Here is a 2,064-nt window from a genome sequence, read left to right as displayed (position 1 = left end):
CCAAGCAAATCTTGTGGTAATGGTTTTTTGATAATTTCTGCCAAGCTTTCAAACGAAGAAATAATCATCCTAATCATAGTCAACGATTTATCTGTAGGATGATATTTTGTTTTATCGTATTCCATAACCTCTACGTTTGCTTCTAAGAAACTGTCGTTTTCTATGAAGTCTACGATTTTTGCTCTGTCATAAGCTTCAACCAAAACTCTGACATTCCCATTTGGCATTTTGATAGTTTGTTTGATACTTGCAAGAACTCCTGTATGATAGAAATCTTCTTTTGTGATGTTTTCTATCATTGGATCTTTTTGCGTACAAATAAAAATCTCAGAATTTCTGAGCAAACTAGCATTTAAAGCATTTAATGAAACTTCCCTTCCAACTTCGAAATGTTGGATATTATTTGGAAACAACCACAAACCACGCAACGCAATTATTGGAAGTTTCTTTTCTGATATTGTATAGTATTCTTTCATCAAACTCCTCTTTCGAATTTAATCTATTGATAAAAATAGCTCACCTAAAGTGAGCTATTTGTGTTATTTATTATTTGTTTTGAAAACAAGTTTTGGGTCTTTCCCTTCTAGTACACTTTCTTTTGTCAAAATAACTTTGGAAATGTCTTGTCTTGATGGTAGCTCAAACATAATATTCATCAAAGATTTTTCTATTATTGTTCTCAAACCTCTGGCACCTGTTTTTCTATCGTAAGCCAATTTGGCGATAGCTTTCAATGCATCTTCATCAAATTCCAACTCAACATCATCCATTTTGAATAATTCTTGATATTGTTTGATAACTGCATTTTTAGGTTCCAAAAGTATTTTAATTAAAGCTTGTTCATCTAGTTCATCAAGTGTAACTAAAACTGGAATTCTTCCTACAAATTCAGGAATTAAACCGAATTTAATCAAATCTTCTGGTCTAATATCTTTGAACAATTCAGAAATCCTCTTGTGTTCATTTTCTCCCAAATCTGCTCCAAAACCAATTGATTTTGTTTCTGTTCTTCTTTCGATTATTTTTTCTAAGCCGTCAAAAGCCCCACCAACAATGAATAAAATATTTTTTGTATCCACTTGAATATATTCTTGGTTAGGATGCTTTCTTCCACCTTGTGGTGGTACGTTACAAATTGTACCTTCAACTATTTTTAACAAAGCTTGTTGTACACCTTCACCGCTAACATCTCTAGTGATGGAAGGATTTTCGCTTTTTCTAGTAATCTTGTCGATTTCGTCAATGTAGATGATTCCTTGTTCTGCTTTTTCGATATCGTAATCCGCCGCTTGAATAAGCTTCAAAATTACATTTTCTACATCTTCTCCGACATATCCAGCTTCTGTAAGGCTAGTTGCATCGGCTATAGCAAAAGGAACATCCAATATCTTGGCTAAAGTTTCAGCTAAAAGTGTTTTTCCGCTTCCAGTTGGACCCACCAATAAAATATTTGATTTTTGTAATTCTACATCATTATTCATTAGATTAGAATTAATTCTTTTGTAATGATTATATACTGCAACAGCCAAGGCTTTCTTACCTTCTTCCTGTTTGATTACATAATCATCAAGCACATCCTTGATTTCGATTGGCTTAGGCAAATCAATTCTTTCTTGGATAGTATCTACATCTTTGAATTCTTCTTCTATTATGCTGTTACATAATGAAACACATTCATCGCAAATAAATACTCCAGGTCCAGCAATTAATTTTCTGACTTCATCTTGTGATTTACCGCAAAAAGAACATTTATATTGATTTTCATTCTTTGGCATAAATATTTCCTTATTTAGAAGTATATATAACTTCGTCTATCAATCCATACTCTTTTGCTTCTTCTGCTGTTAGTATGAAATCTCTGTCTGTATCTCTTTCAATTTTTTCTAGAGGTTGTCCAGTTCTTTCAGATAATATCTTGTTTAATAATTCTCTCTTCTTCAAAATATTCTTAGCGTGAATTTCGATATCACTAGCTTGTCCTTGTGCTCCACCAAGTGGTTGATGGATTAAAGTGTCTGCATTTGGAAGTGCATATCTTTTTCCTTTTGCACCACTTGTTAGAAG

At 32.7% G+C, this 2,064-nt stretch carries 3 protein-coding genes; all 3 read right to left on the bottom strand.

The genetic code is table 11. From position 1 onward, the window contains the following. Positions 1-476: LON peptidase substrate-binding domain-containing protein (locus KHW44_RS09010; protein WP_304068677.1), on the bottom strand; the 476-nt coding region annotated here is incomplete at its 3' end. Between the two features lie 63 nt (positions 477-539). Next, positions 540-1,775: an ATP-dependent Clp protease ATP-binding subunit ClpX gene (clpX, locus tag KHW44_RS09005; RefSeq protein WP_304068673.1), complete on the bottom strand. Its 1,236-nt coding sequence runs from the start codon at positions 1,773-1,775 to the stop codon at positions 540-542. Positions 1,776-1,785: 10 nt separating this feature from the next. After that, the coding region (locus KHW44_RS09000) for an ATP-dependent Clp protease proteolytic subunit (protein ID WP_304068670.1) at positions 1,786-2,064 on the bottom strand (279 nt) is incomplete at its 5' end.

Origin of the sequence: Finegoldia magna, assembly GCF_018371055.1 — a bacterium.
GTDB classification, from domain to species: Bacteria; Bacillota; Clostridia; order Tissierellales; family Peptoniphilaceae; genus Finegoldia; species Finegoldia magna_I.
Note: the sequence above shows the minus strand (reverse complement) of the source record. Positions and strands in the feature narration are given on the sequence as shown.

Excerpts from the sequence above, each read along its gene's own strand:
- clpX (WP_304068673.1), bottom strand. The coding sequence starts at position 1,775 with ATGCCAAAGAATGAAAATCAATATAAATGTTCTTTTTGCGGTAAATCA.